This is a genomic window from Streptomyces sp. BE303 (assembly GCF_036290945.1).
Lineage (GTDB): Bacteria > Actinomycetota > Actinomycetes > Streptomycetales > Streptomycetaceae > Kitasatospora.
Map to the genome: position 1 here is coordinate 1 of NZ_JAQYWZ010000904.1, position 386 is coordinate 386.

Annotated in this window: 1 protein-coding gene; it reads right to left on the bottom strand. The window is 75.4% G+C overall.

Annotation, left to right across the window (positions count from 1 at the left end):
• The coding region (locus tag PUR56_RS35420; protein ID WP_329951987.1) for a hypothetical protein at positions 1-253 on the bottom strand (253 nt) is incomplete at its 3' end.
• Positions 254-386 lie beyond the last annotated feature (133 nt).

The window sequence follows — 386 nt, forward strand, 5'->3', positions numbered from 1 at the left end:
GCACGGTGGCCTGTGAGACCTGGTGGCCGTCCCACCGGCACATCGCCCAGACCTTCCGGTGGCCCCACGCGGGGTGGGCAAGCGCGTGGCGGCGGGCCGCGTCACGAACCCCTTCCCGGGCCGGACGCGGCCACGGCCCCTCGGCCTGTGCGCCGCGGCGGGCGCGAGCCCGGTGACGGCGCCAGGTCCGCTCGGGCACGCCGATCAGGCGGCAGAACCTCGCGGTCGGCATGCCCGCCTCGACACGGATCACCTCGAGGTCCTCGAAGGGCCCGGCCGGCCCTCCGCGGACTTCTTCCACACCCGCAGCTCGACCGCGGCCTCACCCAGCGCCTGGGTCAAGTCGGCGACCTGAGCTTCGAGTTGCTGTTCCCGGCTGCTGGGGC